The following is a 19,162-nucleotide window of genomic DNA, read 5'->3' on the forward strand; positions in this document are numbered from 1 at the left end:
CACGTAACAATTTATATAAATATAACGCATATCTTATGAATATATTTGGTTCATGTTGTATTGTGTGGTTTTCATTGTTTTGTGAAATAGATTAATTGAACTCTGAGTCTAAAAAATCAATTACCCCACCACCGCACAGCACAAGAGCACCCACAACGGGGTGCTCTCACAACCTATCCAAAACCGGGACTTAGCCCTCCATCAGGCGATCAATCTGCGCCCGCAACGCGCGCTCACGACGATTCAACCACCACCAGCTCGGCCAACGCATCAACGACTTACGGCCCACCTGCACGACCGAGGGGAGCTTCGCCTCCGCAAGTGCCACATCAATCTCGTGGTCGCTCGCGCCCTCATCACGCATTTTCTCCATCAACTCAAGGGATTTCGCCATATCGCCATGCCCCAAAACATGCCGACTCTTACGCTCCAGAACCTCATCCAACTGGGCGCGCACCGGGGCAATAGCCGCCGCATTCGGATGCTCACGCTCAGCACGACGCTGCGCCTGGCGGGCACGCTTCTCACGTTTCGCGTCGAGCTGTTTTGGATTATTTTTAGCGCTCGCCTTGCTCATGGGAGGTTCCTTTCGTCGCGTCCGGGTAATGTGTACGCTGGCCTGCACGCACAGAAGACATCAAGTCATTAACACCTCTACTTTACCGCGGTATTTCGCGGAAATTTCGCTGCAGTAAACCCAAAAAAACCCACAAAAAATTAACGATAAATAAGTCGTATCTTGGTAAAATAGTGCGAGTAGGAGGCGTCTCGCGCGCCAACAAAATATGGTGAACCGGCCCAGCATCGGTAACCGGTCGCATCTATCCAAGGAGTCAGCATATGGCTATTGCAACCCCCGAAGTTTACGCAGAAATGCTGCAGACCGCGAAGGAAAAGGGCTTCGCGTACCCCGCAGTGAACGTGACCTCCTCCCAGACCCTGAACGCTGCAATCCGCGGCTTCGCAGAGGCTGGCTCGGACGGCATCATCCAGGCATCCACCGGTGGTGCAGCATACTGGTCCGGCGCTTCCAAGAAGGACATGGTCGTTGGCTCCTTGGCCTTCGCAGCATACGCACGCGAAGTTGCTAAGCAGTACGACGTGAACATTGCACTGCACACCGACCACTGCCCCAAGGACAAGCTGGACGGCTTCGTTCTGCCCCTGCTGGCAGAGTCCGAGAAGGCTGTTGCTCGCGGTGAAGACCCCATCTTCAACTCCCACATGTGGGACGGCTCCGCAATCGACCTGGACGAGAACCTGAAGATTGCTGCTGAGCTGATCGAGCGTACCTCCAAGGCAAACATCGTGCTTGAGGTTGAGATCGGTGCCGTTGGTGGCGAGGAAGACGGCGTTGAAGGCGCTATCGACGACTCCCTGTACACCACCGTTGCAGACGCAATCAAGACCGTTGAGGCAATCGGCCTGGGCGAGAAGGGCACCTACATGGCTGCTCTGACCTTCGGTAACGTTCACGGCGTGTACAAGCCCGGTAACGTTCACCTGCGCCCCGAGCTGCTCAAGGAAATCCAGACCGAGGTCGGCGCTAAGTACGGCAAGGGCGACAAGCCCTTCTACCTGGTCTTCCACGGTGGCTCCGGCTCCACCGAGCAGGAGATTGCAGACGCAGTGTCCTACGGTGTTATCAAGATGAACATCGACACCGACACCCAGTACGCATTCACCCGCCCCGTTGCTGGCCACATGTTCAGCAACTACGACGGTGTGCTGAAGGTTGACGGCGAGGTCGGCAACAAGAAGACTTACGACCCCCGCGTTTGGGGTGCAGCTGCAGAGGCAGGCATGGCCGCACGCGTGGTCGAGGCTTGCCAGCAGCTCGGTTCCGTCGGTACCTCCATCAAGTAAGGTGCTGTTCGCCCGCCGCAGCGCCTATAGTCGCTGCCGGGTGTGAACCTAAGCTTCTTTAAGCGAAAGCGGTGCCCGCTTCCTCAGTACGAGGAGGCGGGCACCGCTCTTTGTATATGTAGCTAGAACCGGGCGAGCCGGGCGCTCATTGCTGGCAGGGGCGGGTTTACTTGCCGCCGCAGCCGCAACCACCGCATCCGCAGCCGCCGGACTTTACAGCCACCGAACCGGAGGTGGGGATACCGTCGCCGGTGTCGCCGCCCATGAGGTTCACGCGGTTGCCGATCTCGGGGCCGCCAACCGGCTGGGGTGCCTTACCCGCCAGGGTCGCCGCGAAACCCGCGGGCTCCGCTAGGGGGCTCAGGTTCGGGATCATCGACGCCGCCGGGGAACCGGAGGGGCCGCACGCAGCCGCTGCCGCGTTCGCCTTCGGCTGGGCGACCAGGTGCGCGCGCGCAAAACGCTTAATCTGCTCGGCGGTCGGGTACGCGAAGGACACCTTCACCTCACCGTTGACCAGCATGAGCGGCAGAACCTCGCGGCCGTTCATCTCAATCTGCTCGGCAACCGGTGCGCACTCTTCAAATGCGGACGGGTAGGAGTCGGTGGAGTACACCTCAATATCCACGCCCGAATCCAGCGCCTCCTGCGCGGCACCCAGGAAGATGGAGCGCTCCATATCCTGCGGATCCTCCGGGTTCTCGCCGGGGCCCGGAATAAATACTTCAAGAACGGTCTCAGCCGCTTCAGTCATCAGTTTCAGCCTTTTCTCTCTTATCGGCACCGGCTCGGGGGAGGGGTGCCAGTCCTTCACTAAGTGTACTAGGGACCTCAAGAGTGCAGAAGTGTGATGTGAAGTTCCAGAATTGCGGAATATTTGCAGAATTCGAGTCGAATGACCCTCAGCTCGTGAGCTGCGGGTTCAGGTGTTGTATTCTGAGTGCATATGCACCGGAGTGTGCGGACCCTGCGTTTAGGCAGGCGCTGCCCGGTGTGAAACCAAGAAGGCAACGACGCCCGCATCCGACGCGGACGCATCAGCGCTACAAATACACGCTATTCATAGCGCCACACGACCAAAAGGAGCATATATGTTCGGTTTCGGCAAGAAGAAGAAGGAAGCTGCCGCACAGGAAGCATCGTCCGCAGACGTCTACGTCGCACCTGTTACCGGCGAGTACCTGCCGCTGAGCGAAGTCTCCGACCCCGTTTTCTCTCAGGGTGTTATGGGCGACGGCTACGCAGTGAACCCCACCGCAGGCACCATCGTCGCACCCGTTGCAGGCACCATCGCACTGATTCAGGACACCCTGCACGCGTTCATGCTCCGCACCGAAAACGGCGGCGAGGTACTGGTCCATATCGGTATCGACACCGTTGAGCTCGGTGGCGACGGCTTCACCAAGATTGCTAACGTAGGTGACAAGGTTGAGGCAGGCGCACCCATCATCGAGGTCGACTGGGCAGCTATCGAGGGCCGCATCCCCTCCAAGGAAACCATGGTGATGATCACCAACACCGCAAAGTTCAACATCTCCAAGGACTCTGAGGCACGCCGCCCCGTCGCAGCCGGTGACCGCGTCGCTCAGGCATCCAAGAAGTAAGCTGAACCAGCGAAAATAGCTCAGCTTCAATAAGGGTGAATACCCTTTGAAAAACGTTTAACGCAAAAGGTCGCGTCCTGCAGGCTCAATCAGTCTACAGGTGCGGCCTTTTTCGTTACGCGAGAAATTTTTTAACGTCGCATGAATAGCCGCCACTAAAAGCGGCGGAAAAGGAGGAATACCCGGCGCAGCTTGCACCGCGGGTAAGAATGAGGCGCAAATAATACCCTATTTTCCTGTGAACGCTATGAAGAACCGATAAAAAATCGTTATTCTACTTAGAGTTGCAGTTTGAGTTGAGAGAATCCGGACCCTCAGCTATAAACCAAAACTTCAATGACCAACCACACACATTACGCTCAACTCATAAACGAAAAAGGACCACTACGGTGACTGCATTCCCGAAGACCTCTAAGAATCTGAGCCGCCGCGGCTTCATCGGTGCCTCCGCACTGGCACCCGCCGCTCTCATGCTCCAGGCAGGCGAAGCCCACGCCGCAGCCAACACCCGCGCACAGCTCGCGGCAGTACACAGCGGCTCCCCCGCACACCAGCTGCTCTACAAGACCGATGAATTCTTCATCGCCCACCGCGGCGCCGGCAACATCAGCCCCGAGCACACCGCCTACGCCTACGCAGAGTCCGTACGCCGAGGCGCCCTCGCCGTCGAAATTTCCGTACGCACCACCAGCGACGGCCACTTCGTCTGCATGCACGACACCAACATCAAGCGCACCACCGGTGCGGCCCTGGACGTGCGCGGCCACACCCTCGCCGAACTGCGCCAGCACAAGGTCAACATGCGCAAGAACCTGGGTGAGAAGACCGACCTGTACGACATCCCCACCCTCGAAGAAGCCATCGCAGCGGTTGACGCCGTGCCCGCAGGCGGCGAATACGCCTCCGTCGGCGGCAAGAAGGTCGTGCTCTTCCTCGAAGCGAAGGACGGCCCCGCACAGGCAGGCCTCGTCAAGTTCATCACCGAACGCGGCCTGCAGCGCCGCACCGTCATCAAGATGTACCGCGACGGCAGCGGTGGCTTCAAACCCACCTCCCGCTACCTGAAGCTTGCCAACTCCGCAGGCTGCGCCACCTGGTGCTACTTCGACGGCGGCGACCCCATCGATAAGATTTCCGCCATGGCACGCCACGAAAACGTGGACGCCATCGGCGTACCCTACTACGAGAAGCCGACCGGCGCTTCCCAGGGCTCCATGAGCGAGGAGAACGTACGCGCCCTCACCGGCCTCGGCAAGGCAGTCATCGTCTGGGAAATCCACCGCCGCTCCGCCTACGAAAAGTACAAGGCACTGGGCGTGAAGGGCTTCATGTGCCCCGACCCCTACTGGGTGATTGGTGACCCCTTTGACGCCAGCGTCAAGATTAAGACCGGCAAGCGCCCCCACGGCATGCTGCCCGCCGACCCCTCCGTCGCAGCAGACATGCCCGACCTGACCGGCGCAGCCATCGTCCACAACCAGCGCTACGACGAATCCGTACTGCTCGGCCCCCTGGCGAACTACACCACCCGCGAAAAGTACACCCTCGACTTCTCCATGAAGTGGACCAACGCAGTGCCGCAGGAGGCAGGCCACTACGGCTACATTGCGTTCGGCCGCGAACACGACGGCGCCTTCGGCATCGGTAAGAAGTTCTCCGCAAAGCAGGAAGACGGCACCTACGTGCTCGCCATCCGCCCCAACTACCGCGGCGGCTCCGTGGCGCAGATTCTCTGCTTTGAACCGAACCAGGCAAGCCCGCGCGTGCTGCACACCATGAAGCTGCGCCAGAAGGTCACCACCGGCCAGGCACTGAACTGCAAGATTGTGGTGAACAAGAACAGCTTCTACTACACCGTCAACGGCCAGTACTCCAGCCCCATCAACCACAGCGCCTACCGCGGCCCGTACGTACACTTCGGCCGCTTCCACGGCACCAACGATGGCGGTCCCCTGGAGCTGACCCGAATCGAGGCGCGTCAGTCCTGGATTTGAGAGAACCGGTGGGCCTAACCCACCTAGGTGCCCGCCTCACCGCCGCTCAGCGGTGAAGGTGCGGGTACCGGGCAGAGCGGATGTAGCACCGAGCATCCCTTCCGGGCAACGCCTTCCATAATCCCCAGCTAGGATGCTCGCGCGCTGAGCAACGCACCGAGCGAGAATCCGGTCCGAAGGGGGTCGCATCTGTAATGGATGCGGCCCCCTTCGGCGTGCCTGCGGTCTTTCCAAGGCGGGGAGAGAGCGAGCGAGGACGTGTAGGCGTGCGGGGCAGGGGAGAGGACGGGGACTAGAATTAAAAGCGTCAGAGTCGACCGCACCGGCCGCCCCAACCCGAAAGGCACGCCATGACCACCTCACCCGAAAGCTCCGCCGCAAACACGGCACCAGAGAGCGCTACTTCCGAAAAGTCCGCTGCGAAGTCCGCCCAGCTGCGCGGCCGCACCGAACCGCACATGCAAAGCGTCAACATGCCGCAGCGCGAACCCATCGACCCCTACGAGCGGCCCTCCTACCCCTTCTTCTACGTGCCCACCGACCTGCTCCTCGGCGGTAGCTGGGTCACCGGCGACAACGGCTCCTTCCCCGTACACAACCCCTCCTGCGGTCAGATTCTCGCGCACGTTGCCGACGCCAGCGTCGAACAGGGCGTCGAAGCACTCGACGCCGCCTGCGAGGCCCGCGCCTCCTGGGCGGCAACCAGCCCCCGCGAACGCGCCGACATCCTCAACCGCGCCTACACGCTCATGACGCAGCGCACCGAAGTCATCGCCCGGCTCATGACCCTCGAAATGGGCAAGCCCCTCGACCAGTCCCGCGGCGAAGTCGCCTACGCCGCGAACTACCTGCGCTGGTACGCCGAAGAAGCCGCCCGCAGCTTCGGTCGCACCGCCGTCGCCCCCGAATCCGGCCTGCAGATCACCACCGTGCGCCGCCCCGTGGGCCCCTGCCTGCTCATCACCCCCTGGAACTTCCCGCTCGCCATGGCGGCACGCAAGGTCGCCCCGGCGCTCGCGGCGGGCTGCACCGTGGTGCTCAAGCCTGCCTCCCTGACCCCGCTCAGCTCCCTGTACTTCGCGGACCTGATGCGCGAGGCGGGCCTGCCGGACGGCGTGCTGAACGTGGTGACCACCTCCCGCACCAGCGAGGTTGTCTCCGCCCTGATGGCCGATGAGCGCCTGCGGAAGGTCTCGTTCACCGGCTCTACCGCCGTGGGCCGCACCCTGCTCGCACAGGCCTCGCAGAACGTTCTGCGCACCTCCATGGAGCTGGGCGGCAACGCCCCGTTCATCGTCTTTGAGGACGCGGACATCCCCGCCGCCGTGGAGGGCGCCTACGCGGCGAAGATGAGGAACATGGGCGAGGCCTGCACCGCAGCCAACCGATTCATCGTGCACGAGGACATTGCCGAAGAGTTCACCCGCGCCTTCGTGGAGCGTATGGAGGCGACCGTTGTGGGTGACGGAACCGTCGACGGAACCGACTGTGGACCGCTAATTCAACCTTCAGCGGTTGAATCCATGCTTTTTATGGTTGAAGACGCCCTGGGCAAGGGCGCGCTCCTCGCCTGCGGCGGGTACATTCCCGAGCTTGGGGAGAACGTTCCGAGCGATACCGGCGGCATGCCCAAGAACCTGAACAAGGGCAACTTCGTGACCCCCACCGTGCTGACCGGCGTGACCGATTCGATGCGCGTGTGGCGTGAAGAAATCTTCGGCCCCGTCGCCCCGATCGCCACGTTCAGCGGCTACGGTGAGGAGGGCGAACGCACCGCCCTGAAACTCGCCAACGACACCGAGTATGGCCTGGCGGCGTACGTGTACACGAGCAACCACCCGCGCTTTACGCGCATGGCGGCTGGTCTGGAGTTCGGCCTGATTGGTTACAACTCCGGTGTTATCTCGAACGCCGCCGCCCCCTTCGGCGGTGTGAAGCAGTCCGGTATGGGTCGCGAGGGCGGCCCCGAGGGACTGGAGGAGTACACCGAGCTGCAGTACATCGGCGCGCCGAACCCGTTCGCCGGATAAGGCTGTTCGCCGGATAGGGCGAGATACCGGTTACGGCGAACCCTGGATGACGAGCTCTGGACGCAGTGAACTTTGGATACAGCGAAGCCCCGGCGGGTACCCGAGAAGGGTGCCCGCTGGGGCTTCGCTGTTGACATCATGCGCGGGTGCTAGAGCTGGCGCAGGGGGTTAGAGCTGGTGCAGCGCGAGCAGCTCGCGGCTGAAAGCATCTGCGAGACCCTTGCCGCACGAGTTGGGGCGCGGCTCAAGGGTGACCCGCTCGAAGAAGGTGACCCAGGTGCGTCCGTCGGTGTGGGAGGTGAGTGCCGCCTCTATGGTGGGGTGTTCGGCGGTATCTACCGCGGGGTCGATGCCTGCCTCACGGAGTGTACTCAGTGCCTCCGCTACCGATGTTTCACGTGAAACCAAACCTCCAGAGGTTACTTCTTCACCCTTTTTCTCCAGTTCGAGGCGTACGGCAACCTCCGCCGCCTGCTCCACCGGGGTATCCGTGCTGCGGCCTCGCAGGCCGTGCAGCGACGGAATGGCACGGCCCGCCAGCGACAGGTACGCCGCCAGCGCCGAAGGCTCCGAGAGGCGACCGTAGGTGTAGCCGGTGGGCAGCATAATGCCGACCGGGGCAAAGCGGTGACCGCCCGTATGCGAGCACTCCCAGACCGCATTACCCGGCAGGATATCCGCCAGGTGCGCCGCAATGGGGCGACCGCGCAGGGCACAGCAGCGGTCACGCTTGGAGTGGGTGCACACGAGAATGGCGGGGGAATCTATGAGCTCCGCGCCGGTCGCCTGAATCAACTCCTGGGGGTTGTTCAGGGGTAGGTCGAGGAGCTGTTCGGGGGTGCTCACACTGAACGAGTAGAGCTTCTCCTCACCCGGGGTGCAGAGCGCGTAGAGCACCCGGTGGGTCGGATTGCCGGATGCATCCGGCGCGCCGTGCAGTACACGCCCCGCCCTGCCCGCCTGGCGGATCAGCAGGAACTTCAGTCCCGCCTGCGAGACCGCCTCGCCCAACGCCTCCGAAAGCTCCTCACCGAGGGCGGAGCCGTCCAGCACGTCGCGACCCCAGTGACCCACGTGCTCGAGTGCCAGCCATGCGGTGGCGCGTCCGGCGGTGCCGCCGAGCGCCTCGTCGTCGTAGAGTGAGCAGGAGTCTGCCGGGATGCTTGTGGCGCGGGTGCGTGAAGAGAGCTCGTCCGCGTGTGCGACACGCAGGTTGTTCAGCTCGGCGGGGTTGGTGGCGCGCGGCTCGGGGGTTGCGGGGGTGCAGGATTCAGTCATGGTTTCTCGATTCTACGCCTGCAGGATGTGAATGACCTATATTGCCCCTGTACGGTCTAAATGCTGAAAAACAACCGTCCAGGGGTGATTTTTGGGGCCTATCGGGGGGCAACTACTCAGGAAGGAGCGCCAAAGCGACGCGGTAGAGGCGGTCCTTTTCCTCGGGGGCGCCGAAGAAGGAGCGGAGCATGTACCCCTGGAAGACCACCATGAAGGCGTCTGCGGTATCGCGGGCGTAGTCGGTAATGAGCGCCTCCTGTTCGGGGGTGCGCTGCGCCGGATCGGGGTTGATCTCGTGCAGAACGCTCAGCTGTTCAGCTGCCCAGGGGGTGAGGGTCTTTACGATGATGCCCTGCAATAGAGGCATGGTGTCTGCGGTTGCCCTGGCGATTTCGGGTGCGTGGAGCGATTCGGCGCGGATGCGCAGCATGGCGGAGAAATTGTCGTTTACCAGCTGGTTCGTGTGGATGGTTTCGAGAATATCCTGGGGGCCTGCGCCTTCGGGGAGTGTTTCGTAGAGCTCCTTGACGTTGTTGAGGCGCTCGTTGATGGCGGTGATGAGGATGTCTTCTTTGCCGGAGAAGTGCGAGTAGATGGACCCGGAGGACAGTCCGGAGGCTTTGATGATGTCGCTCATGGAGGTGTTGGTGTAGCCCTTTTCGAGGAAGCAGCTAATGGCGGCTTCGATGATTTGGGCTCGGCGTGCGGCTTTGGTGGCGTCTGTTAGTCGGGGCATGGTTCCAGTCTAGGGGGTGGGGCTAAAGAACGCGTAAACACAACACTGATTCTTTTTGTGACTTTACAAACAAAATAGCTATTTTGTTTGCACTCGGTAAAAATCGAGAGTAGAGTTCTGACTCGTAAACGAAATAAGCATTTTGTTTGGAGATTGTCATGAACAACGAAACCGCCACCGCAGTCACCGCAGAAGCAGTGACCGCCGCAGCCACCCAAGCTGCCGCATCCCAGAAGATCGCGGCAAAGAGCATTGCAGAAACAAGCACGCAAGAAACCACCGACCGTTCCTCCTGGCTCAAGGTCATCACCACCTCCGTACTATCATCCTTGGTGGTAGCACTCATCGTCCTAGCTTTCACCTGGCCCACCAAGACCATGGAAGCAAAGAACCTGCCCGTCTCTATCGCAGGCCCCGAGGTGACCGTCAGTCAGTTTGAACAGTCCCTCAAAGACCAAGGTATTGAAACCTTCGACTTGAAGCAGGCATCCTCCCGCAAAGAGGCTGAACAGCAAATCAAGCAGCGCGAAACCTACGGCGCAATCATCTTCACCGAAGGCGCCGCCCCCGAAGTGCTGACCGCACCAGCCGCAAACGCCGCAGCAACCCAGATGCTCAACGGTGTTGCCACCCAGCTGAACGCGCAGATTCAGCAGAAGGCACTCGCCGCTAAGACGGAAGCCCTCACCCAGGCGGTGCAGACGGGCGGTGAACAGGGTGCGCAGGCCGCCGCCCAGCTGGAGCAGATGAAGGTGCAGGCCGAGCAGGCATCCGCAATGGCGGTGAAGACCACCGTCGTGGTACCCCTGAGTGAGAATGACTCCTCCGGTTCCGGTATCGCTATCTCCGCATTTCCGCTGGTCATTGGCGGTATTCTCGGCGGTTCCTTCTCCGTACTGCGCGTGAACGGCACCTGGCGCCGCTTCGCCACCGCAACCCTGTACTCCGTCATCGGTGGTGCACTGACCGCCCTGATTCTGAACGTCTGGTTCGGCATCATCCCCGGCGACTTCGCAACCCTGTGGGCTGCGTTCGGCGCTACCTACCTGGCGACCGCCTTCTTCATTGTGGGTGTGGGTGCACTGTCTTCGCCGCTGATTGGTCTCGCAGTAGGCGCGGTCATCACCATGTTCATTGGTAACCCGATTTCGGGCGCAAGTATGCCGAGCGTGTTCCTGCCCGGTGTGTGGGGGCAGATTGGTCAGATGTTGGTGCCGGGTGCCTCCTCGACTCTGCTGCGTTCGATTGCGTACTTCCCGGAGGTTGCAACGAGTGACCAGTGGCTGGTGCTTGGTTCCTGGATTGCGTTCGGTCTGCTGACCGGCGTGATTGGCTGGGCTCTCAAGGAGCGCCGCACCGCAACGGTGGAGGCATAACCACCGCGGGTTGGATAACCGGCGCAACGTAGCCGGCACAATATGGCCGGTACAAGGTAAGAAGGGTGTGCGCCGTGTTCACTGAACACGGCACACACCCTTTTCTGTCGGACTACCGACTGCTATTCGCTGTTACTGGTTGTCGAGGACGTACTGTTTGAACTTCTCGTCCCGGCGCTTGAATTCTTTGAGCTCATTCTCCAGGGCTGCCTGGTTCTTGGCGACGAGCGGCTTCTGGTACTGCGCCTCCAGGTCGTAGAGCTTCTGCGAACGGCCTACATCCTGATTGCACTGCGCCTCGATAGTGGCGATTCGAATTTCTTCTTCGGAGGCGACGGCGCTCTGAGGAATATTCTTCGATTCTTTGACGGTCATCTCACTATCGGGGGTGAGGCCCTTATCCTTGACGCATCGCTTCCACTCGTCGTCGAGAGATTTTTTGAGTTGCCTATCGCCTGCGGCATTTCGGGCGTCGGTCTCCAAACGCGTAAACGTGGTGGAGCCGAATGGTATCTCTCCAATTTGCTTCATCTCATCGACGGCGCGCTGATAACATTCGGTCCTGACATCCTTCCCAGGGTCGGAGGAGGGCGCAGGGGAGGACAGATCCAGCGTATTCGATTCATTGGGCTCGTGGAGGCCGTATTTTTGGGCGCGCTCAACATTCCAGATTCCGTAGGTCCTGCCGTAGTTCCTGCCGGCCCCCTCGGTGCGGACAAACATCTCGTAGTGCTGCCCGTGTTCGGCAAAACACTTTTTGCGTGCCAGCTCAAGGGCTTTGGTAAAGTATTCGTCCTTACCGGTGGTGTCGTATGCATCCAGGGGTAGGATCACCTGGTCATTTTCTACGTCGAAGATTGCTCGGGCGCTTTCGTCCTTCTCTAGAGAAGGGCCGAAGGAGCAAGAAGACAGCACAGTGCTGATGAGGGCAGCCGCCAGGAGCTTTTTCAAAGCTGACATGGTGTATATCCAATCTGTTACGGGGAGCCCGTGGCGTCGCGGCCACCCCCCCGTAGACCACGCGAACTAGGTGGCCTTAAGAACACTTCTTGAGAAGGTGACTTAACAATACCCCTAGTGGATGTGGTTTTGCGCTCAATAGGGAGGTGCGTGCAGCAGAAAATTTTCCGCCGCATGGCGGGTTCGGTGCTGGTTGCGGCGCGGTTCGGTAAAACCATGGTGGAACCCCGCCGAAACCACTGCGAAAACGGCGGAGAGTCAGGACGGGCAGGCGGGCGCACCTGATTTGGTGCCCCGCCCGCCTCGCGCCACAATGAACACATGACCGCAGAAGACACCAACGCACTAACCAGCGCCAGGCTCGACCTCTGGCTCTGGTCAGTGCGCATCTTTAAAACCCGCTCCCTCGCCGCCGACGAATGCAAAGGCGGCCACGTGCGCGTCAACGACGCCCCCGCCAAACCCTCCCAAAAACTCAAAAAAGGCGATATCGTCAAGGTTCGCTACCCCGGCTGGGAACGCGTCTTCAAAGTTGAAAAACTCCTCGTCAAACGCGTAGGCGCGCCCATTGCCGTCACCTGCTACGAAGACCTCTCCGGCCCGCGCCCCGCCTACCTCTCCATGCCGCCGGTCGCCAAACGCGAACGAGGCAGCGGCCGCCCCACCAAGAAGGAACGCCGCGCCCTCGACGAACTACGCGGCCGAGGCGCCTAACAGCGCCCGTCTCGCACGCCCATCTCGTAGAGTGCACCCCGCCCCGCGCGCAGGCACCCGCCGCGGCGGCGGGGAGTAGCCTAGAAGGATGAGCACACAGAAGCACCTTATGGCTGAATCCAGTAGTACCGAACCCGGCGGCACCGAACCCGGTAGCACTGCGCCCGGCGCGCCCGTGAAGAATACTGCCGAGCCTTCGCTGAACCGACGCATCCTCGCCCTCGCCGTACCCGCCTTCGGTGCGCTCATCGCCGAACCCATCTTCGTGCTCACCGACTCCGCCCTCATCGGCCAACTCGGCAAAGCAGAACTCGCGGGCATGAGCATCGCCGCCACGCTCGTCACCACGGTCGTGGGTCTCATGAACTTTCTAGCCTACTCCGTTACGCCCGCCGTGGCGCGCGCCTTCGGCGAGAAGAACCTGCGCCGCGCCTGGCAGATCGGTGTGGACGGCGTGTGGGTCGCCTTCGGCCTCGGCATGCTCCTCATGATCGCTGGATACGCCTTCGCCGACCCGCTGCTGCGTGGCCTCGGCGCGACCGACGAAACCATGAGCTACGCCCTCGACTACCTGCACCACTCGCTCTGGGGCATTCCGCCGATGATGATTATCCTCGCGCAGGTCGGCACGCTCCGCGGACTGCAAGACACCGTTACTCCGCTCAAAGTCGCCACGGTCGGCACGCTCGTAAACATCGTGCTGAACTGGCTGCTCATCTACCCGGTCGGCTGGGGCGTTGCCGGTTCGGCGACCGGCACCTCCCTCACCCAGTGGGGCATGGCGGCCGCGCTCGGTGTGGTCATGATGCGCGGCACCCGCGAACACGCCGTCCGCTGGGCACCCGACGTCGCCGGCATGCGTTCGGTGCTCTCACTCGGCTCCTGGCTCATGCTGCGCACCCTATCCATGCGCATCGCCTCCCTGCTGACCGTGTTCGTCGTGGCACGATTCGGCACCGAACACACCGCCGCCTACCAGCTCGGCATGGGCGTATTTAACCTCTTCCTCTACGCCCTGGACTCCCTCGCCATCGCCGCCCAGGCGCTACTCGGCAAGGAACTCGGCGAACGCGACCTCAACGTAGAATCCGAGCGCGTGAAGGTGCGCCAGCTGAAAAACCGGCTGCTCCGCATGAGCCTCATCTACGGCGTGATCACCGGCCTGATCTGCCCGCTCATTGGCTTCTTCGGCTCCTGGATTTTCACGCAGGATGCGCAGGTGGCGTTCCTCTTCACCATCGCCACCGTCATCATCGCCCTCGGCCAGCCCATCGCCGCATACGTGTTCACCCTGGACGGCATCCTCATGGGCGCGCAGGACGTGAAATACCTGGCAATCGGCTGCTTCATCATGCTGGTGATGTACGTGCCCGTCATGCTCGGCCTGCACTGGGCGGTCGGTGCCGGCACCATGGATGCGCTCGCCGGGTATTGCGGCTTGTGGGCGGCGTATATTCTGTACTTCCAAGGAATCCGCGCGGTCATTTTTGGCCGCCGCGCCCGCTCGGATGTGTGGATGAAAGCCGGTGCCTAAACCCTTCGAGCCTGATTGCTTCGAACATACGTGCTCTGGGCGTAATGGCTCACAATTAGACCGCCCGTACCCTCCGCAGGTGTAGCATGACAGGGTATTGAAACCCTCATGCAAAGGATGAAACCGTGACCGTAACCCGCGAAGAAGCCCTCGAAATTTTCGCCCGCCGCCGCGCAACCCGCGCCTACGACCCCGACCGCCGTATCAGCGACGAAGACTTCGCCGCAATCCTCGAATTTGCGCGCCTGTCGCCCAGCTCCGTCGGCACCGAGCCGTGGAAGTTCCTGGTCATCCAGGACCCCGAACTGCGCGAAAAGCTCAAGCCGATCGCCTGGGGCATGGCGGGCGCCCTCGACGACGCAAGCCACCTGGTCGTACTGCTGGCGAAGAAGGGCCTGCGCTACGACACCCCGTGGATGCGCCGCACCCTCGAAGGCCGCAACCTCACCGAGGAGCAGATGGAGGCCGCACTCGAACGCTACGGCAACTTCCAGAAGAACGACATGAAGGTCCTGGAAAGCGACCGCGCGCTCTTCGACTGGGCATCCAAGCAGACCTACATCGCCCTAGGCAACATGATGACCGGCGCCGCAATGCTCGGCATCGACTCCTGCCCCATTGAGGGTATGAACTACGAAGCAGTGAACGAGCTGCTCGTATCTGCCGGCCTGTTCGACCCGGAAGAGTTCGGTGTGTCCGTGGCTGTGACCTTCGGTTACCGTGCCCACGAGATTGCTCCGAAGAGCCGCCGCTCCATCGAGGACCTGGTCACCTGGGCGTAAGGTTCTGTCGGGCTCTCGGCGAGGTTTTCTTGCCGGGCTGTTGAGCTCGGGCTTTCGGGTGGGGCGTTTGAGCTAGGCGTTCGCGCTAGACGTTTGAGCTAGGTGTTCAAGCCGCCGCCCGTGAAAACTAAATATAAAGAAATGCACCGCCTTTACACGGGCGGTGCATTTCTTTATATCTTTTACCGTGCAAAAAGCACGGTGAGATGCGCTTTTGAAATTTTCGTTTGAAATCGCGCGGGGCAATTCATTCTGTATAACGGTAGGGTGCTACTTCCTAAACGCCGTCAGACGCATAGAATTCAGCACCACAAATACCGAACTAAACGCCATTGCCGCAGCCGCAATCATCGGGTTCAGCAGGCCCGCCACGGCAACCGGAATAGCCGCCGAATTGTAGGCGAACGCCCAGAACAGGTTCGACTTAATGGTGCGCAGCGTAGCGCGGGAGAGACGCAGTGCCGTCACCACCGAAGCAACATCCGAACGGGTCAGCACAATATCGGCTGCCTCCGCGGCAACGTCCGTGCCCGAACCCATCGCAATGCCCAGCTCAGCAAGAGCCAGCGCCGGGGCGTCATTCACGCCATCGCCGACCATCGCCACGCGGTGACCGGCAGCCTGCAACTTCTCAATCACCTGCGACTTACCCTCCGGGGTCACACCGGCGTACACGTTCTCAGCCGAAATACCGACCTGCGAGGCGATCGCCTGCGCAACCTGCGGGGCGTCACCGGTGAGCAGGATCGGCTCCATGCCGATCTCACGCAGCTGCGCCATGGTTTCTGCCGCCTCCGGCTTGGGGGTGTCGGCAACCGAAATCATGCCGACCGGCTGCAGAGCGGAGGTGCTGCTCGGGGCTGCACCGTTCGGGGCCTCATCAGGGGCCTCGCCGCGGGCGACAACCACCGTCGTCAGACCCGCCCGGCGAGCCTGGTCCAGCAGAGCCAACTGAGCCTCGCTCAGCTGCGCACCCGCCGCCTGCAGGTACTCGGGAGTACCCACCACAACCAGCTGGGAGGTGCCATACTCGGCGCCATTCTCAGCGCCTTCACCCGCGCTGCTCAGCACGCCGCGCACGCCTCCGGGAACACCCTCAAAGCCGCTCACACTCGGTGCGGAAGCACCCTCCGCCAGCACGCCCTGCTCACGGGCAAAACCGGCAATCGCGCGGGCAATCGGGTGCTCACTCAGCGCCTCCACGGCGGCGGCATCACGCAGAACAGACAGGGAACGCTCGTTCTTGGAATCGGAGGATTCCGGCGAAATACCGGACAAGTCACCCGCCGACTCATAGTCACCAAAGGTGCCGTAGAACGCCACAGACATCTCACCAGTCGTCACCGTACCGGTCTTATCCAGCACCACGCGATCAACCGTGCTCGTCGCCTCCAACACCTGCGCATTACGAATCAAAATGCCCAACTGCCAGCCGCGACCCGTACCCGCCAGCAGCGCCGTCGGAGTAGCCAAACCCAGGGCGCACGGGCACGCCACCACCAGTACCGTCACCGCCGCATTAAACGCCGCCGCACCGTCACCAGAAACCAGCCACCAGCCGACCAGGGTCAGCGCCGAAATCGTCAAAACCACCGGCACAAACACCGCAGAAACACGGTCCGCCAAGCGAGCAATCGGAGCCTTCGTCTCCTGCGCGCTCGCCACCAGCTCACCCATCTTCGCCAGAGTCGTCTCAGTGCCCACACGGGTCGCACGCACCGTCAACGAACCAGACGTATTCACCGTCGCACCCGTGACCGCATCACCCGGATGCACCTCCACCGGCACAGACTCACCCGTCAACAGGGACGCATCCACCGCCGACGAACCCTCAACCACCACACCATCCGTGGCAATCTTCTCACCCGGGCGCACCAAGAACAGGTCATCCGGCATGAGGTCCTCCACCGGAACCTGCACCTGCTTCGTCACGCCCTGCTTATCGGTGCGCAGCAGAGTCGCCTCCTTCGCACCCATACTCAGCAGGGTGCGCAGCGCCTCCGAAGAACGGTTGCGAGTACGGTGCTCAATCGCGCGACCAATCAGCAGAAACAGCGTCACCATGGACGCCGAATCAAAATACAGCGGCGCATGGTTGCCGGTAAACATCGACCAGAAACTACCGCCCGCATGATGCACATGCGCCGTCAACGCCGGGTTCATGAGCAGCTGCGCCAGCGAATAGAAATACGCCAACACCACGCCGAGAGACACCAGCGTATCCATCGTGGACGAGCCATGACGCGCATTAATAAGCGCCGCACGGTGGAACGGCGCAGCACACCAAAACGCAACCGGCGCCGTCAGAACCGCCACAACCCAACCCCAATTCGGGAACTGGAACGACGGGAACATCGAAATCAAGAAAATCGGCACACCCAAAATCGCCGCATAAATAATGCGGTCAGTGAAGCCGCCATTCATGCTCGGAGTGCTGTGATGGTGGCCGCCGCCGGATGCGCTCGCGTTCGTTCCAGCGCCCGCGCGCGGCCCGTTCTTAAGGTGCGCCGTGTAGCCGGCATTGTTGATGGTCTCAACAATCTGCTCGTCGCTCACACCCGCGGGTACGATGACGCGTGCCGACTCCAGCGGCAGGTTCACCGCCGGGTCAACGCCGGGGATTTTGCGGAGCTTACGCTCCACACGACCCACGCAGGATGCGCAGGTCATACCCTGAATATCCACGTGGATGATTCGGGTGGATTCCGTTGATTTTACGGTCGTTCCGGCAGGATTAAAAAGAGAACGCTCACTCTGTGATGAGGTCTCGCGGGTGCTTGTTGAAGGCTGTGTAGAAGACACAATACTTCCTCAAAACTCAAAAACGGGAGGGTAGAAAAAGGTACACCAAGCCGGGGGAGGGGCCCCGAAGGACCCCGCCCCGGACGGTGTATGGTGCAGTGTTTAGGGTGCAGTACTGAGGGTGTCGCGGGAGTGAAAGCCGCGGGTAAAACCGCGAGGCTGTAAACGCGGCGGCGGGAGTAATGCTGCGGCTGTGAAAGCGGCGGCTTAGTGGTCGCCGGGCAGCCCATCCGGCCTGCTCGTGCGCGGGCGAATACCTGTCACCTTCGCGCCACGATCGGACACACCGTAGGCACGCTTCACGGCAGCCCGCGGGAACGGCGAAGCGTTCGCCTTCTCACGCGCCTTCACGCCCTGCTCGTGCTCGGCGGAACGCTTATTCGCGCTCGTGCCGCTACGTCGCGCCGCACCGGGCGCATCCTCACGCGCCGTGTATTCGGGGCTCTGCTTCACCCACGAATCGACCAGCGCCGCATCCAGATTCATCTGCCTGGCCACGCGGGTGATCGCGTCGCGCAGGTGCATGTTTTCGGCGCCGACAAGGGTGCGGACCGCGCCAACAACCATCGCAATGTACTGCGGAGGGTAAGCCATGATGACTCCTAATCGAGCCGGCTGCCGCGCTAGACGGCGGGGGTGAAGCCAGCCTCTACGATAGCGTCTGCAACAGCCTGGGTGTTGAGGGTGCCCTCGTGCTCAATGGTCACGGTGGAGACGCCGTCCTTGACGACGTCCACGGTCACGCCGGTCACGCCGGGAACTTCGCTGACCTCTTCGCTGACGCTCATAGCGCAGTGGTTGCAGGTCAGGCCGGTTGCCTTAACGGTGGTGGTGCTCATGATGATTTCCTTTCGGTAATGGGTTGAAAACTTGGGGCCGCCCGGTGTTTAGGGGCAGCGTGTTTAGCTGCGCATGAGGCGGGAGATTGCGGCGGTTGCCTCTTTGACCTTGGCCTCTGCGATGGTCGGGTCGCCGGTGCGTTCGGATTCGATGGCGGCGCCGGTCACGCAGTGGCCGATGTGCTCTTCAAGCAGGTTCAGGGAGACGGCGTGGAGCGCCTTGGAGACCGCGGCAACCTGGGTGAGGATGTCGATGCAGTACTTGTCTTCATCGACCATGCGGGCGATGCCGCGAACCTGCCCTTCGATGCGGCGCAGGCGCTTGAGGTGCGCCTCTTTGTTGGAGGTGTAACCGTACTGGGTTTCGGGCGCCTCGCCACTGCAGCATGCGCCAGTGTGCGCCTCAGTGGGTTTTTCGGCGGGTGTGCCGGATGCGGTGCTGACCTGGGTGGATGTGCTGTGGCAGCACTGGTTGCTGGTGGTTTCCATGACTCCAGTATATACCCTAGGGGGGTATGCCGCAAGGGGGTGTTACGAGTTGTTACGCGGTATGGGTGCGGGGGCTTGTCGATAGGGGGATTCTTCGATAGGTTACGGACCTTTCGATAGGTTAGTGCCTTCACTGCGGGTTAAAGACCCACGGCGAA

At 61.5% G+C, this 19,162-nt stretch carries 17 protein-coding genes; 8 read left to right on the forward strand and 9 right to left on the reverse strand.

The features are described from left to right. Positions 1-190 precede the first annotated feature (190 nt). Complete coding sequence (locus tag HMPREF2605_RS00695) at positions 191-577, reverse strand: cobalamin ABC transporter ATPase (RefSeq protein ID WP_070616254.1); 387 nt, start codon at positions 575-577, stop codon at positions 191-193. A gap of 263 nt (positions 578-840) precedes the next feature. Between HMPREF2605_RS00695 and fbaA the strand changes: the two genes are divergently transcribed. Beyond that, positions 841-1,866 carry a class II fructose-bisphosphate aldolase gene (gene fbaA / locus HMPREF2605_RS00700; protein ID WP_005507927.1) on the forward strand — a complete coding sequence of 342 codons (1,026 nt, stop codon included), beginning with the start codon at positions 841-843 and terminating at the stop codon, positions 1,864-1,866. Between the two features lie 166 nt (positions 1,867-2,032). Here fbaA and HMPREF2605_RS00705 read toward each other — a convergent pair whose 3' ends face one another. After that, positions 2,033-2,620, reverse strand: coding sequence for an arsenic metallochaperone ArsD family protein (locus HMPREF2605_RS00705; RefSeq protein ID WP_070665925.1), 588 nt, complete (start codon positions 2,618-2,620; stop codon positions 2,033-2,035). Between the two features lie 337 nt (positions 2,621-2,957). Between HMPREF2605_RS00705 and HMPREF2605_RS00710 the strand changes: the two genes are divergently transcribed. The 3 genes from HMPREF2605_RS00710 (at position 2,958) to HMPREF2605_RS00720 (ending at position 7,494) form a co-directional block, all read left to right on the forward strand. Next, entirely contained in the window at positions 2,958-3,470 is a 513-nt protein-coding gene (locus tag HMPREF2605_RS00710; protein ID WP_070593546.1) for a PTS sugar transporter subunit IIA, read from the forward strand. Between the two features lie 389 nt (positions 3,471-3,859). After that, complete coding sequence (locus tag HMPREF2605_RS00715; RefSeq protein WP_070846654.1) at positions 3,860-5,464, forward strand: glycerophosphodiester phosphodiesterase; 1,605 nt, start codon at positions 3,860-3,862, stop codon at positions 5,462-5,464. Positions 5,465-5,814: 350 nt separating this feature from the next. Continuing rightward, positions 5,815-7,494 (forward strand): NAD-dependent succinate-semialdehyde dehydrogenase, encoded by a 1,680-nt coding sequence (locus HMPREF2605_RS00720; protein WP_070846655.1) that lies wholly within the window; start codon positions 5,815-5,817, stop codon positions 7,492-7,494. 168 nt (positions 7,495-7,662) lie between these two features. Here the strand turns inward: HMPREF2605_RS00720 and HMPREF2605_RS00725 are convergent, their stop codons facing one another. After that, a complete protein-coding gene (locus tag HMPREF2605_RS00725) occupies positions 7,663-8,772 on the reverse strand; it encodes a sucrase ferredoxin (RefSeq protein WP_070846656.1) in 1,110 nt (369 codons plus the stop codon). Positions 8,773-8,884: 112 nt separating this feature from the next. Continuing rightward, on the reverse strand, positions 8,885-9,508 hold the full coding sequence (locus HMPREF2605_RS00730) for a TetR/AcrR family transcriptional regulator (RefSeq protein WP_049354081.1): 624 nt from the start codon (positions 9,506-9,508) through the stop codon (positions 8,885-8,887). A 158-nt stretch (positions 9,509-9,666) separates the two neighbouring features. Here HMPREF2605_RS00730 and HMPREF2605_RS00735 point away from each other — a divergent pair, with 158 nt between their 5' ends. Continuing rightward, positions 9,667-10,884 carry an ABC transporter permease gene (locus HMPREF2605_RS00735; RefSeq protein ID WP_233992306.1) on the forward strand — a complete coding sequence of 406 codons (1,218 nt, stop codon included), beginning with the start codon at positions 9,667-9,669 and terminating at the stop codon, positions 10,882-10,884. Between the two features lie 132 nt (positions 10,885-11,016). Here HMPREF2605_RS00735 and HMPREF2605_RS00740 read toward each other — a convergent pair whose 3' ends face one another. Further along, entirely contained in the window at positions 11,017-11,844 is an 828-nt protein-coding gene (locus HMPREF2605_RS00740; protein WP_049354080.1) for a hypothetical protein, read from the reverse strand. Between the two features lie 321 nt (positions 11,845-12,165). Between HMPREF2605_RS00740 and HMPREF2605_RS00745 the strand changes: the two genes are divergently transcribed. The 3 genes from HMPREF2605_RS00745 (at position 12,166) to HMPREF2605_RS00755 (ending at position 14,874) form a co-directional block, all read left to right on the forward strand. Beyond that, positions 12,166-12,558, forward strand: coding sequence for an RNA-binding S4 domain-containing protein (locus HMPREF2605_RS00745; RefSeq protein ID WP_005504266.1), 393 nt, complete (start codon positions 12,166-12,168; stop codon positions 12,556-12,558). A gap of 88 nt (positions 12,559-12,646) precedes the next feature. Next, complete coding sequence (locus HMPREF2605_RS00750) at positions 12,647-14,092, forward strand: MATE family efflux transporter (RefSeq protein ID WP_083324831.1); 1,446 nt, start codon at positions 12,647-12,649, stop codon at positions 14,090-14,092. 125 nt (positions 14,093-14,217) lie between these two features. Further along, positions 14,218-14,874, forward strand: a complete 657-nt coding sequence (locus HMPREF2605_RS00755; protein ID WP_070846657.1) for an NAD(P)H-dependent oxidoreductase — start codon at positions 14,218-14,220, stop codon at positions 14,872-14,874. 270 nt (positions 14,875-15,144) lie between these two features. Here the strand turns inward: HMPREF2605_RS00755 and HMPREF2605_RS00760 are convergent, their stop codons facing one another. From HMPREF2605_RS00760 to HMPREF2605_RS09675, 4 genes are all read right to left on the reverse strand, one after another. Then, the gene (locus HMPREF2605_RS00760) at positions 15,145-17,676 is read right to left on the reverse strand and encodes a heavy metal translocating P-type ATPase (protein WP_070846658.1); all 2,532 of its coding nucleotides are present in this window, start codon (positions 17,674-17,676) and stop codon (positions 15,145-15,147) included. A gap of 207 nt (positions 17,677-17,883) precedes the next feature. Further along, entirely contained in the window at positions 17,884-18,270 is a 387-nt protein-coding gene (locus HMPREF2605_RS00765) for a hypothetical protein (RefSeq protein ID WP_049346209.1), read from the reverse strand. 29 nt (positions 18,271-18,299) lie between these two features. Then, a complete protein-coding gene (locus HMPREF2605_RS00770) occupies positions 18,300-18,515 on the reverse strand; it encodes a heavy-metal-associated domain-containing protein (RefSeq protein WP_044150011.1) in 216 nt (71 codons plus the stop codon). A gap of 63 nt (positions 18,516-18,578) precedes the next feature. Further along, positions 18,579-19,004 carry a metal-sensitive transcriptional regulator gene (locus HMPREF2605_RS09675; protein ID WP_070846659.1) on the reverse strand — a complete coding sequence of 142 codons (426 nt, stop codon included), beginning with the start codon at positions 19,002-19,004 and terminating at the stop codon, positions 18,579-18,581. Positions 19,005-19,162 lie beyond the last annotated feature (158 nt).

Source organism: Rothia sp. HMSC065C03 (genome assembly GCF_001837295.1).
GTDB lineage: Bacteria > Actinomycetota > Actinomycetes > Actinomycetales > Micrococcaceae > Rothia.